10 protein-coding genes are annotated in these 12122 nt (G+C 75.6%); 2 read left to right on the top strand and 8 right to left on the bottom strand.

The features are described 5' to 3' along the window. Nucleotides 1-74 precede the first annotated feature (74 nt). A complete protein-coding gene (locus ACGFZL_RS14750) occupies nucleotides 75-677 on the top strand; it encodes a GNAT family N-acetyltransferase (RefSeq protein WP_393691652.1) in 603 nt (200 codons plus the stop codon). A gap of 7 nt (nucleotides 678-684) precedes the next feature. On the opposite strand, the gene ACGFZL_RS14745 is transcribed toward ACGFZL_RS14750, so the two are convergent. From ACGFZL_RS14745 to ACGFZL_RS14735, 3 genes are all read right to left on the bottom strand, one after another. Beyond that, nucleotides 685-1353: a pyridoxal 5'-phosphate synthase gene (locus ACGFZL_RS14745; protein ID WP_393691650.1), complete on the bottom strand. Its 669-nt coding sequence runs from the start codon at nucleotides 1351-1353 to the stop codon at nucleotides 685-687. A gap of 25 nt (nucleotides 1354-1378) precedes the next feature. Continuing rightward, nucleotides 1379-1804 (bottom strand): pyridoxamine 5'-phosphate oxidase family protein, encoded by a 426-nt coding sequence (locus ACGFZL_RS14740; protein ID WP_393691648.1) that lies wholly within the window; start codon nucleotides 1802-1804, stop codon nucleotides 1379-1381. A 103-nt stretch (nucleotides 1805-1907) separates the two neighbouring features. Continuing rightward, nucleotides 1908-2543: a TetR family transcriptional regulator gene (locus tag ACGFZL_RS14735; RefSeq protein WP_355172658.1), complete on the bottom strand. Its 636-nt coding sequence runs from the start codon at nucleotides 2541-2543 to the stop codon at nucleotides 1908-1910. A 307-nt stretch (nucleotides 2544-2850) separates the two neighbouring features. Here ACGFZL_RS14735 and ACGFZL_RS14730 point away from each other — a divergent pair, with 307 nt between their 5' ends. Further along, nucleotides 2851-5223, top strand: a complete 2373-nt coding sequence (locus ACGFZL_RS14730) for a PQQ-binding-like beta-propeller repeat protein (protein ID WP_393691646.1) — start codon at nucleotides 2851-2853, stop codon at nucleotides 5221-5223. Between the two features lie 14 nt (nucleotides 5224-5237). Here ACGFZL_RS14730 and ACGFZL_RS14725 read toward each other — a convergent pair whose 3' ends face one another. The 5 genes from ACGFZL_RS14725 to ACGFZL_RS14705 form a co-directional block, all read right to left on the bottom strand. Then, nucleotides 5238-6647, bottom strand: a complete 1410-nt coding sequence (locus tag ACGFZL_RS14725) for an NAD(P)/FAD-dependent oxidoreductase (protein ID WP_393691644.1) — start codon at nucleotides 6645-6647, stop codon at nucleotides 5238-5240. Continuing rightward, on the bottom strand, nucleotides 6640-7839 hold the full coding sequence (locus tag ACGFZL_RS14720; RefSeq protein ID WP_393691642.1) for a DUF6545 domain-containing protein: 1200 nt from the start codon (nucleotides 7837-7839) through the stop codon (nucleotides 6640-6642). Before ACGFZL_RS14720 ends, ACGFZL_RS14725 begins: the two co-directional genes overlap by 8 nt. Beyond that, entirely contained in the window at nucleotides 7839-8441 is a 603-nt protein-coding gene (locus ACGFZL_RS14715; protein ID WP_393691640.1) for a toxin, read from the bottom strand. Before ACGFZL_RS14715 ends, ACGFZL_RS14720 begins: the two co-directional genes overlap by 1 nt. 167 nt (nucleotides 8442-8608) lie before the next feature. Next, on the bottom strand, nucleotides 8609-8797 hold the full coding sequence (locus ACGFZL_RS14710; RefSeq protein ID WP_355172180.1) for a hypothetical protein: 189 nt from the start codon (nucleotides 8795-8797) through the stop codon (nucleotides 8609-8611). Between the two features lie 203 nt (nucleotides 8798-9000). Further along, nucleotides 9001-11913: a BTAD domain-containing putative transcriptional regulator gene (locus ACGFZL_RS14705; protein ID WP_393691638.1), complete on the bottom strand. Its 2913-nt coding sequence runs from the start codon at nucleotides 11911-11913 to the stop codon at nucleotides 9001-9003. Nucleotides 11914-12122 lie beyond the last annotated feature (209 nt).

Here is a 12122-nt window from a genome sequence, read left to right as displayed (position 1 = left end):
GGACCTCGCGGGCCCGGAGATCTTCCGGTTCGCGGCCCTTCAGGCCGCCGCGAACGGTCGTATTGAATGGCCGGATGTCTCTCACGCGCACACGCACCCTCGACCCGTCCCTCCCCGAACCTCGCGGCCTCGGTCTGCACCTGCGCCCCTGGGACGCCGCGGACGAGGGCGACCAGGAGACCTGGCTGCGCGGCTACCTCGACCCCGACTTCCAGCGCTGGAACACCCCGCTCACCGTCTGGACGGACCTCAAGGGCGCCCGTGAGTCGCTGCGCGGCCGGGCCAAGGACGCCGCCGCCGGCACCTCCGCGTCCTTCCGTATCTCGGACGAGGAGACCGGCGCCCCGTTCGGCCACATCGGCGTCAACGAGATCAACCTGCCGCTCAAGCTGGCCCGGGTCGGCTACTGGGTGCTCCCCGAGGCCCGCGGCCGGGGCGTGGCCACCCGCGCCCTGCTGCTCGCCTCCCGCTGGGCCTTCGCCGAACTCGGCCTGCACCGCCTCGAACTGGGCCACGCCACCGGCCACGACGCCTCCTGCAAGGTGGCCGAGCGGTGCGGCTACGCCTATGAGGGCACCATGCGCGAGGCGATGTTCGCGGAGGGCACCCAGGACGCCTTCCGCGACGCCCACCTGCACGCCCGCCTGGCGGCGGACGAGGAGCCGGCGGGCGTCTGAACCCCGCTCAGGGCCACAGCAGCAGCCGGTCCCACTGCCCGCCGCCCTCCCGCCGGTAGGCGAGCCGCACGTGCCGGCGCCGCTCGTCGCCCTGGAAGAACTCCACCTCCTCGGCGCGCAGCCGGTACAGCGTCCAGGACGGCGCCGGCGCCTCCGGCTCGCGCGACGCGCGCTCCCAGGCGGCCTCGGAGGCGGCGGCCAGCTCCTCGGTGGAGCCCAGCGGCGCGCTCTGCCGGCCGGTGAGCGCGGCGGCGAGGGCGCCGGTGGAACGGGCGTGCAGGTCGGCCTGCGCGTCCTCGGCCGGCGCGGTCTCCACCGGGCCGCGCACCCGCACCTGACGGCCGAGCACCGGCCAGTAGAAGCAGAGCGCCGCGTACGGCCGCGCGGCGAGCTGGCGGCCCTTGCGGCTGTCGTCGTGGGTACCGAAGGACCAGCCCCCGGCGTCGGCGCCGTGCAGCGTGACGACGCGCTGGTCGGGGCGGCCCGCCGCGTCGGCGGTCGCCAGGGTGACGACATGCGGCTCGCGCTGCCCGGCGCCGGCCGCCTCGGCGAACCAGCGGGTGAACAGGGTGAGCGGGTCGGCGGGGGCGGCACCGGTGTCGAAGGGGCGCAGGTCGGTGCCGGCGGGGTCCCAGACGCGTTGCGCCCTCAGCAGCTGGTCGAGGTCGGGTTCCATCTCCCGATTGTCCGCTCAGAACCGCTCAGACCGAGCCGAGGTCCGAGGACACCCACCGCTCGGGCCGCATCCGGATCACGACCTGCTCGCCGTGGCTCTTCGAGGCCATCTCGACGTAGCCGTCCACCTTGTCGGCCGGCAGGTAGCGCGCGGACATCTCCCGCAGCAGCTCGACCGTGCCCGGCGCGGTCTCCACGACCGGGCCCTCCACGGAGACGTACCGGATGCTCGGCTCGACCCGCTCGACCATCAGGGAGAACCGGCCCGCCCGCTGGATCAGCTGGTTCTTGCGGCTGTCCAGGCCGGTGAGGATCCAGGCGTCGCCGCCCGGCTCGTACTGGTACCAGATCGGCACGGTGAGCGGCGCGCGGCCGTCCTCCGCGGTGATCGCGATGGCGGCGATGTGCGGTTCGGCCAGGAACTTCTCACGCTCTTCGCGGCTCAGGGCCATTGCGGTCGCTCCTGCGGTGTCGTGGTGGCGAGGGGAGTCCGGCGAGGGGCGGGCGCGGCAGAGCTGACAGGCTGCGTACGCGGGCGCCGGCCCCGGCCGGTTGCTACTTGGTGGGCTTCTTCCCCGTGATCCCGAGATACATCAGAAGAGCGAGATTCGGCTTCAGCTCATTCTGCTTTACGCCCCACGAGGAGACGCTCTTCTGGTGCGAGGCGACCGCCGCGAGCATCGCGACCAGTGAACCGGCGATGGCGGCCGGATTCACGTCCTTGTCGACCCGGCCCTTCGCCTGGAGTTCCGCGACGGATTCCGCGAGCGGGCCGTTCACGGAGTTGAGGATCTTCGTCCGCAACTTGTTGAAGCGTTTGTCGCCCTCGGCCGCCCCGAGATCCACCACGCGCAGAATGGCGTCGTTCTGCCGCCAGAACTCCAGGAATCCGTCGACCAGTTCCTGCGCCGTCCGCCAGCCCGCCTTGCCCGCCCAGGAGCGGCCCGCGGTCAGCTCGGCCAACGCGGAACTCTCGGCGGCCATTTCCTCCGCGATCTCCAGTACGGCGCCTTCGACGTCCGGGAAGTACTGGTAGAAGGTCGCCGGAGAGGTGCCCGCCTTTCGCGCCACATCGATGACTTTGACATCGCGATAGGGGGAGGAGCTGAGCATGTCGCTGAGGCAGTCGAGGAGTTTCTGCCGGGTCGCCTGCCCACGTCGTCCGGCCACCCGGCCGTCGACGGTACGCACTTGTCCTGTCATGCCGTCAGCCTACCGACGGGGGCTCGGCGCGCTATTCGGCCGACTGCAAATGGGGTGGTTATGCGAGAAGCCGCTTCGTCGGCGGCCGGGACGCGGACACCGATGCGGGCGGTTCGCCCGGGATTACAGGGAGACACCCCGATTGTCCCGGGGTTCGCCACCGGCGCGCCGGACAGGAAGAATCGGGGTGCGTGCCGCCCGGGCGGCGCGGTGGTGAGACGCTGCACCTCGGTCGCGCACGGAAGGTCGCGCACGGACGTGGACGGCGCGGCGCGTACGGGGAGGTGGCAGGCAGGTGGTGGATCAGCTGACGCAGCACGATCCGCGGCGGATCGGGCCGTTCGAGGTGCTGGGCCGGCTGGGTGCCGGCGGCATGGGGCTGGTCTACCTCGCGCGCTCGGCGTCGGGCAGGCGCGTGGCGATCAAGACGGTGCGCACCGAGCTGGCCGAGGACCAGCTCTTCCGGGTCCGTTTCACCCGCGAGGTCGAGGCCGCCCGCGCGGTGTCCGGCTTCTACACGGCCGCCGTGGTCGACGCCGACCCCCGGGCCGCCGTGCCCTGGCTGGCCACCGCCTATGTGCCCGCGCCCTCCCTGGAGGAGATCGTCAACGAGTGCGGGCCGATGCCCGCGCAGGCGGTGCGCTGGCTGGCGGCGGGCGTCGCCGAGGCCCTCCAGTCGATCCACGGCGCCGGCCTGGTCCACCGCGACCTGAAGCCCTCCAACGTCCTGGTGGTGGAGGACGGCCCCCGGGTGATCGACTTCGGCATCGCCTCCGGCGTCTCCAACACCCGCCTGACCATGACCAACGTCGCGGTCGGCACCCCCGCCTACATGTCCCCGGAGCAGGCGAAGGACTCCCGCAGCGTGACCGGCGCCAGCGATGTCTTCTCGCTCGGCTCGATGCTGGTCTTCGCCGCCACCGGGCACCCGCCCTTCCACGGGGCCAACCCGGTCGAGACCGTCTTCATGCTGCTGCGCGAGGGCCCCGACCTGGCCGGGCTGCCCGACGAGCTGCGCCCGCTGATCGAGTCCTGCATGCAGATGGAGGCCACCGCCCGCCCCGGGCCCGCCGACCTCCAGGCGCAGCTCGCCCCGCACCTCTTCGGCTCCGGCTCGGACGACAGCGGTACGGCCTCAGCGTGGCTGCCCGAGCGGGCGGTGGGCCTGATCGAGTCCCGCCGCGGCGGCCGCCCGGCGATCAGACCCGCCGCGGTGCCGGCCGGCGGCCGGGGCCACTCCGGCGCCGCACGCTCGCACGCCGCCCCGGCGCCCGTGCTGCCCCCGCCGCCCTCGCACGCCCCGGCCGTACCCGCCCCGACCGGTCCGGCCGGCGCCCCCGACACCGGCCCGGTCCTGCTGGCCGGCGCCAAGGTGCCGATCGGCCCGGGCCCCCGGGTCGCCGACATGCGCGCCGCCGTCGTCAAGCCCCCGCCGCCCGAGGCCGCCCTCTCCGCCTCCTGGTCCCGGCCGCGCCCCGGCGTCGCCGGCGCCGACACCGCCGTACCGCCCGCGCCCGCCGCGCCGCCCGAGACGGCGGCCGGGTGGCGGCCCTGGCGGTTCCGGATGTCCAACGACGTCTGGGGCACCCCGGCCGTCGCCGAGGACCTCGTCTACGTCACCTCCTTCGAGGTGCACGCCCTGGACGTCGCCACCGGCCGGCGCCGCTTCAAGACCCGGGACGTCGCCTGGTCGATGGCGGTCTCCGACGGCCGCGTGCACGCCTCCGACGGCCCCACCCTCTACGCCCTGGACGCCCGCGAGGGCGGTGACCTGTGGCGGCTGCCGACGGATGCCTGGGTGTACGCGCTCCACGCCGACCGGGGCACCGTCGTCACCGGCACCCGGGGCGGCGGCGTACAGGCGTGGGAGGCGTCCGACGGGCGCAAGCTGTGGGAGGTCACCGGCGCGCAGACCGACTTCGAGTCCCCGGAGGCCGGCCCGGTCCTGCACGACGGCACGGCCTACGTCTGGCAGGACGCCCGGCTGCGCGCCCTGGACGCCCGCACCGGCGAGGAGCGCTGGTCGTACCCGATCGGCGACGCCGCCTCCTGCGGCGGGGTGCCGGTCCGCCTCACCCAGGCCCCCGACGGCTACGTCTACGTCGCGGCCGGCACCCGGGTCCTGGCCATCGAGGTGGCCGGCGGGCACGTGCGCTGGCACTTCGAGGCGCCGGCGGTCTTCCTCTCGCCGCCCGCCTTCGTGCCGGGCCCGGCGGTGACCGGCGGCGGGGTGTACCTCGCCGACTACCTCGGCACGGTCTACGCCCTGGACGCCACCGACGGCCGCGACCGCTGGCGCATCGCCACCGAGGCCCGGTCGGCCACCGAGCCGGTCCTGGTGGCCGCCGGGCACGTGCACGTCGGCAGCGGCAAGGGCCTCTACACCCTGGACGCGGTCACCGGCACGCCCAAGTGGCGCTTCCAGGCCGGCGGCGACATCGTGGGCGCCCCGGCGGTGGCCGAGGGGCGCATCCACTTCGGCTCCACCGACCACCTCCTCTACACCCTGAAGGCCGATGACGGCCGGCTCCGCTGGAAGCTGGCCACCGGCGGCGAGATCACCGGCTCCCCGGTGGTCCGGGACGGCATCGTGTACGCGTGCAGCAAGGACCGCTGCGTGTACGCGCTCGACGCGGAGAAGGGCACCGGGACGGCCCGTACGGCGTGACGCCCTGAAAGGGGTCAGCCCTCGGCCGCCGCCCGCTCCGCGTCCGTGAGCGGCGGGCCCGCCAGGTGCGGCTTGCGCGGCCCGAACAGCATCGGTATCAGCATGTCGGCGGAGAACAGCCGGGTCGGCGGCCGTTCCATGCTCATCACGTCGAGCAGGGCGCCCATCGCGCGCGGGTTGCGGGCCCCGGTGGCGACGGCCCGGTCCACGAAGCGGGCGAGCAGCCGCTCGGCGGCGGTCGGCGGGCTGTCGGCGGCGCCCGGGTAGAAGGCGTCCTGCCCGACGGCCAGATCCCACGCCCCGCCGATCGGCACGGCCGTCGCCCGCTGGAGGGCGCGGGCCGTGCCGGGCGCGCCGAGCGGGAGGCGGCGCAGCGCCTCGCGCAGCAGGAGGGCGCTCTGCGCGGCGACGGTCAGGCCGTGCCCGTAGACCGGGTTGTAGCCGGCGGCGGCGTCGCCGAGGACGAGGAAGCCGTCCGGCCACCGCTTCAGCTTCTCGAAGTAGCGGCGGCGGTTGGCGGTGGCCCGGGTGACGGCGACCTCGCCGAGCGGTTCGGCGTCGCGCAGCAGCTCGCCGATGACCGGGTCGGCCAGGCCGAGCGCGAACGGCACGAAGGCGTCCGGGTCGGCGGTGGGTTCGCCGCCGCGGGTGCCGGCCAGGGTGACCATCCAGCGACCGCCCTCCACGGGCAGCACGATCCCGGCCCGCCCCGGCGGCCTGGCCGGGTTGGCCTGCACGTTGACCAGCGGGAAGTCGCCGTCGGCGGCGCGTCCTGGGGCGCGGAAGACGCGGGTGGCGTAGGTGAGCCCGGAGTCGACCTTCCGCTCGGCGACCCGGTCGAGGCCGAGGCCGGTGAGCCACTCGGGGGCGCGGGAGCCGCGTCCGGTGGCGTCCACGACGAGGTCGGCGGCGAGGACCCGCTCCGCCTCCTCCCCGGTGCGCACGCGGACGCCGGTGACGCGGCCGGCGTCGCCCTCCGGTCCCGCGGCGGTGGTGTCCTGGAGCAGGGTGACCCGCTCGTCCTTGAGGACGTGGTCGCGGATGACCGAGTCGAGCAGGTCGCGGGAGCAGATCAGGTTGCGGTGGTGGGTGGCGAGGAAGCGGCGGAACCAGATCTCGTTCGGCGCCCGGGAGACCATGTCGGCCATGATGCGCGCCAGCCGGCCGCCCCGGCTGACGACGTCGGCCGACAGGCCGGGCAGCAGCGCGTCCATGGCGCGGACGCCGCCGCTCCACACCAGGTGCGCGTGGCGGGCCTGCGGGACGCCGCGGCGCGGCTCGGGGCCCTCGGGCAGCACGTCCCGCTCGACGAGGGTGACGTCGGCGGACTCGGCGAGCGCGGCGGCGGCGAAGAGGCCGGCGGCGCCGGCGCCGAGGACGACCGCGCGGGGGCGGGTGGAGCGGGGAACTGGGCTGTCAGGCATGGGTGTCGAGGCTGCTTTCTGTGCGGCTCGCCCGCCGGCGGACGTCGGCGGTGGCCCGCCGGCGGTACAGGGCGGAGGAGACGGCGCCGACGTGCTCGGTGAGGTCGGTGCCGATGTACGGGCGTGCTCCGGATGTGGGGGCTTGGGGGGCCGGCGTGCCGGCGGTGTAGGCGTCGATGGCGGCGCGGACGGCGACGGCACCGGCCAGGGCGCGGGCGCGCGGCTCGGGGTGCGCGGCGCGGGCGGCGGTGAGCGCGCGGGCGTACACCTCGTGGCGGTAGTACGGCGCGAGCAGGCGCAGGGCGTCGTGGACGCGCTGCTGGCGCTGGACGACGCGCAGGCCCAGCGGCACCCACAGCCCGAAGCGGGCCCGCGCCGCGGTGGGCGCGAGGACGCGCACGGCGCGGGCCAGCGGCCACAGGCGCAGGTACTCCCGCTGGTCGCGCACCGTGTTGCGCAGCGCGGGTCCGGCCTGCGGGACGATGAAGCCGAGGGCGACGAAGGTGGCCTGGAGCAGCGCGAAGGGCGGCGCGGCGCCGGTGCTGAGCCCGTCCCAGTCGGTGCCGGTCCAGCGGGCCCCGACGGCGAGCAGCTTGCACGCGTCGAAGACCAGGCCCGCGGCGAAGCCCAGTTGGAGGCAGACCACGCCCGCCTTCACCCACGGCTCGGCCACGGTCGGCGCCCACTGGCGCAGCATGCGGGTGGCGACGAGGCCGGTGGCGGCGTGGGCGCCGATGTAGAGCAGGATGTGCTCGCGCATCCAGGGGGTGCCGGCGTAGTAGGTGTCCAGGTCGTAGACGCGCGGCTCGGGGACGTGGGCGAGCAGGAAGGTGGTCCAGAGCCCGACGACGATCCCGGTGTACAGCGCGTAGATGCGCCGGATGCGGCGGCGGCGCCCCGCGGACGGCGCCTCCCGCCAGCGCATGATCATCGTCAGCCCGGTGGCGCCGAACGCCGTGAGGAACGAGTACGCCCACGGCGACGCGAAGTTGGGGACGCCCGTCCACCGGTTGAGGCGGACGATGTTGACCGGCGTGACGGCGACCAGGACCAGGGTCGCGCAGACCAGCAGCACGGTGGTCGCCCGCACCTCGGGGTTGCGCCAGGCGCGCAGGAAGGTCGGCAGCTTGAGCAGCACCGCGAGGGCGAGCAGGGCGGTGGGCAGCGCGTACGGGATGTGGAGGGCGCCCATCAGAGCAGACGGCCGCCGAGGTCGGTCAGGGACAGCCGCATGCGCCCCTCGACGGTGGCCGGGGTGACGGGGCCCTCGGCCCAGCGGCCGTGCACCCAGGTGCGGACCTCGCGGCCGAAGAGCAGCCCGAAGGTCTCGGCGTCCACCTCGCAGGCGTCGGCGGACTCGGCGCGGGCGGCGACGCTGAGCAGGGCGTCGCGCGGGATGACGCCCTGGGCGGCGAGGATCTCCAGGGCGGCGGTCCGCCCGTCCGGCCCGAGCCCACCGCGCGCCGCCGCACCCCGCGCGCCGGCCGGGCCGTGGCCTCCATCCCCGCACTCCTCGTGCCACAACTCATGTCCGAGAATGACCAGTTGCGCCTCGGGCGCGGTGCGCTCCTCGACCACGACGACCGACCGGTCCCCGAGGTCGAGGCGCAGCCCGGAGATCGGCAGGTCGGCGGGGAAGGCGCGGATCAGCAGCTCGACGGGGCGTCCGGTGCGGGCGCTCATCGCCCGGCAGAAGGCCCGCATGACGTCCCGGACCGCGGCGGGCCGCTCCACCGAGCCGGCCGCCTCCCTGCCGAGCGCGGCGAGCAGGGACTTCATCGCGCGGGAACCCATGGGCCGGGCCTCTCGGTCGACCGGTACGCAACAGGTCATGAGGATAGGGCCAATTCGTTCACCGTTCGACCGTTCCGCGCGTCCTCGGCCGCACATTGACCGGAAACCACGCCGCCCGCGCCGGCTCCCCCTGAGCCGGCGCGGGCGGTTCCCCCGTGCTGTGTGGCCTACTTGCCGTCGCGGCCCAGGGCGGGCGGCGCGGGCATCTGGTTGTCCAGGGTGACGATCTCGTCCTTCGGCTTCGCCGGAGGCGTGGGCATCTGGTTGTCCTGGGTGGTGGCGGACTCGTCCTTGGCCGGCGGGGCGGGCATCTGGTTGTCCTGCGGCTTGGCCGGCGTGGCCTTCTGCTCGCTCATCGTTGGTGCTCCTCAGCGGTCAAGGGTGGGTGACGAGTCACCCGTCCGGAGGCTCCCCCGTGGACCTCCGGACGGGCGGGCGGATCCGAACGATAACCCGGTCGGCTCCCCGCGAGACCGCCTGCCCCCCGACGCGACGGTCTGGCACGACGAAGCATCCGGGAGCGGGATAAACGAACGCTGAACGTCCCCCGGGCGGCGCCTCAGGCCGCCTCGGCGGGCGCGAGCAGCAGCGCCCGCACCTGTTCGGCCTGGCCGTCGCCGGACGCCTCGTACAGCCGGAGCGCCTCCCGCCAGCAGGCGCGGCCCCGGTCCACCTCCCGCAGGGCCGACAGCGCCCTGCCGAGCAGGGTGAGGACGTTGCCCCGCATCCGGTCGCCGCCGATGCACCCGATGGCGAGGGCCTGCTCGGCGTGCTGGGCGGCCTGCGCGGGGCGGTGGGCGGCGAGGTGCGTCTCGGCGATCCGGAAGTGCGTGGTCCCCTCCCACAGGCGCTGGCGGTGCAGGACGAAGACGGTCAGCGCCTCGGCGAACTGCCCCAGCGCCTCCGCGTGCCGGTCCGCCTGGGTCAGCGCCACGCCGAGGGCGTAGTGGCCGTTGGCGAGCCGCATCGTCGTGCCCAGCTCGGCGAGCAGGCCGAGGCCGTCGCGGGCGATGTCGACCGCTCTCGTGACGTTGCCCATGGCCAGGTGCGCGCGGGACAGGTTGAACGTCGTGGTCGCCTCGCCGGCCCGGTTGCCGGCCGCGCTGAAGCCCCGGATGGCCTGCTCGAAGAAGCCCTTGCCGTCCGCGTAACGGAGCTGGTGCAGCGCGATCAGGCCCCGGTCGTTGGCGGCCCAGCTGCCCGCGGCGACGTCCTGCGCGTCGGCCGCCCGGTCCATGGCGAGCAGCGCCTCCCGCTCGGCCTGCTGGATCCGTCCGGAGACCAGCAGGACGTTGGTGAGCGTCGTGCGGGCCCGGCCCTCCGTGCGGTGGTCCCCGGCGGCCTGCGCCGCGTCGCACACCGCGACCGCCGTCGCCTCGTACCTCCGCGCGTCGGCGCCCGACTCCGCCAGGTCCTTCGCCGCCCACAGCAGGTCCACCCCGCGCCGCAGCCGGTCGGTGCCCACGGACTGCCGCACGCAGGCGAGCAGGCACTCGCCCTCGCCGTACAGCCAGTCCAGCGCCCGGGAGCCCTGCGCGAAGCGCAACCCCTCGTGCCGGGTCGGCTCCAGGTGGTCCACCAGCCGGTCCCCGGGGCGTTCGATCGCGTAGACCGCCGCGGCCGTCGCCAGGTAGAAGTCCAGCAGCCGGGAGAGCGCCGCGCCCCGCTCGCTCGGCGGGTGCTCGTCCCGGTCGGCGCAGACGCGGGCGTACAGGCGGACCAGGTCGTGGAAGCGGTAGCGGCCCGGTGCCGCCGACTCCAGCAGGGAGGTGTCGACCAGGGACTCCAGCAGGTCCTCCGTCTCCTCCGCCGGCAGGTCGAGCACCGCTGCCGCCGCCGCGAGGGAGATGTCGGGGCCGTCGGCCAGGCCGAGGAGGCGGAAGGCGCGGGCCTGGGCCGGCTCCAGCTGGCCGTAGCCCAGCTCGAAGGTGGCCGCCACCGCGAGGTCGCCCGCCTGGAGCTCGTCGAGGCGGCGCCGCTCGTCCGCGAGCTTCGCGGCCAGTACGGACACCGTCCAGGTCCGCCGCGCGGCGAGCCGGGACGCGGCGATGCGCAGGGCGAGCGGCAGGAAGCCGCACGCCCCCACCACGTCGAGCGCCGCCTGCCGCTCCGCGGCCACCCGCTCCTCGCCGACGATCCGGGTGAAGAGGGCCAGCGCCTCCTCGGGGGACATCACGTCCAGGTCGACCAGGTGCGCCCCGGCGAGCCCCGTCATCCGCACCCGGGACGTCACCAGCGCCGCGCACCCCGCCGTGCCGGGCAGCAGCGGGCGCACCTGCGCCGCGTCCCGGGCGTTGTCCAGCAGGACCAGCACGCGCCGCCCGTCCAGCACCGACCGGTACAGCGCGGCGCGCTCCGCGAGGGAGTCGGGGATGTCGGACTCCGCCGTGCCGAGGGCGCGCAGGAAGGACCCGAGCACCGTCTCCGGCTCGGCGGCCCGCGCGCCCGCGCCCTGGAGGTCGACGTAGAGCTGCCCGTCGGGGAAGGCGGGGCGGGCCCGGTGGGCGACGTGCACGGCGAGCGTCGTCTTGCCGACCCCGCCGATCCCCGCGAGCGCGGAGACGGCCATGACGCGCCCCTCGGCGCCGGAGGTCCCGGACGACCCCGTCCCCGTCCCCGACGCCGAGGCCAGCACGTCGCTCAGCTCCGCGACGAAGGCGGCGCGTCCGGTGAAGTCGGGCACGGTGGCGGGCAGTTGCGCCGGACGCCTCGACGCGGCGGCCGGCGGGTCCGCCCCGTCACCCGGCGGCGGGGGCTCGACCAGGCCCGGGTCGGCCCGCAGGATGCGCCCCTGGAGGTCCTGGAGCCCGGGGCGCGGGTCGACGCCCAGTTCGTCGGCGAGCAGGCGGCGGGTGTCGGCGTACACCGCGAGGGCCTCCGCCTGCCGCCCGCTGCGGTACAGCGCCAGCATCAGCAACTCGCGCAGCCGCTCCCGCAGCGGGTGCGCCGCGGTGAGCGCGGTCAGCTCGGAGACGGCCTCCGCGTGGCAGCCCAGCTCCAGGTCGAGGTCGAGCCGCGTCTCCAGAAGCTGGAGCCGCCACTCCTCCAAGCGCACCCGCTGCGCCTCGGCGTACGGCCCCGGCAGCCCCGCCAGCGCCTCCCCGTCCCACAGCGCCAGCGCCCGCCGCAGCCCCTCGCGGGCCTCGCCCGTCTCCCCGGCCGCCCGCGCCTTCTCCGCCCGCGCGGCGAGGTCCTGCGCCGCGTGCAGATCCAGGGCGCCGTCCGCGAGCCCGGCGACCGCGTACCCGCCCGCCTCGCTGACCAGCACACCCGGGCCGAGCACCTTGCGCAGCCGCGAGGCGTACGTCCGCAGCGCCGCGAGCGCCTGCGAGGGCGGGTCCTCGCCCCACAGCGCGTCGATCAGCTCACCGGCGGTGGCGGTACGCCCCTCGCGCAGCAACAGCGCGGCCAGCAACGCCCGCTGCTGCGGCGACCCGGCGCCCACCGCGTCCCCGCCCCACCAGACCCGCACGGGCCCGAGCACCCCGTAGCGCAGCCCCGCCGCAGCGGCCCCGGCTGATCCGAGGGGCTGCGCCGATAGCGCCGCCTCGGGGGGGTTGGCCGGCTGTGTGTGGCCTGGCGGGTCGGAGGGGCTGGTCGGCTGTGTGTGGCCTGCCGGGTTGGAGGGGCTGGTCGGCTCTGCCTGCCCTGCCGTCTTCAGGGGCCTGTCCGCTTCCGCGG

This window comes from Streptomyces sp. NPDC048182 (genome assembly GCF_043202555.1).
Lineage (GTDB): Bacteria > Actinomycetota > Actinomycetes > Streptomycetales > Streptomycetaceae > Streptomyces.
The sequence above is the reverse complement of the archived record's forward strand: the minus strand, read 5'-3'. Positions and strand labels throughout refer to the sequence as shown.

Coding starts and splice junctions, on each gene's coding strand:
- ACGFZL_RS14720 (WP_393691642.1), bottom strand. CDS start 7,839: ATGGGCGCCCTCCACATCCCGTACGCGCTGCCCACCGCCCTGCTCGCC.
- ACGFZL_RS14750 (WP_393691652.1), top strand. CDS start 75: ATGTCTCTCACGCGCACACGCACCCTCGACCCGTCCCTCCCCGAACCT.
- ACGFZL_RS14745 (WP_393691650.1), bottom strand. CDS start 1,353: ATGGAACCCGACCTCGACCAGCTGCTGAGGGCGCAACGCGTCTGGGAC.
- ACGFZL_RS14725 (WP_393691644.1), bottom strand. CDS start 6,647: ATGCCTGACAGCCCAGTTCCCCGCTCCACCCGCCCCCGCGCGGTCGTC.
- ACGFZL_RS14740 (WP_393691648.1), bottom strand. CDS start 1,804: ATGGCCCTGAGCCGCGAAGAGCGTGAGAAGTTCCTGGCCGAACCGCAC.
- ACGFZL_RS14710 (WP_355172180.1), bottom strand. CDS start 8,797: ATGAGCGAGCAGAAGGCCACGCCGGCCAAGCCGCAGGACAACCAGATG.
- ACGFZL_RS14715 (WP_393691640.1), bottom strand. CDS start 8,441: ATGGGTTCCCGCGCGATGAAGTCCCTGCTCGCCGCGCTCGGCAGGGAG.